This window comes from Pseudoalteromonas sp. SG45-5, from assembly GCF_014164085.1.
Classification (GTDB): Bacteria; Pseudomonadota; Gammaproteobacteria; order Enterobacterales; family Alteromonadaceae; genus Pseudoalteromonas; species Pseudoalteromonas aliena.
On sequence record NZ_JACJEM010000216.1, the window covers coordinates 1 to 229 of the forward strand.

General features: G+C 47.2%; 1 pseudogene. It reads right to left on the bottom strand.

The features are described from left to right. Positions 1-229: pseudogene (locus H5119_RS20315) on the bottom strand (transposase); the annotation flags it as partial.

The window sequence follows — 229 nt, forward strand, 5'->3', positions numbered from 1 at the left end:
GCCCTGTTAACTCAACAAGTTCAAGGTACGATTTAAGCTCAAACGGTAGCCCTTTTGGCATGATTTGACGTGGCATGCCTGCAAAGCGGAGCAATTTTTTCGGTTGCTTGCCTTCTTTTGCGCATATTAGCCGTACTTGAGCACTGGTATGGTCTGATTCTTCTGGTGTCTTTGCCATTTTGGCTCTGATGGGGTTTAAATCTACATACGCCATGCAGGCCGCCAATGC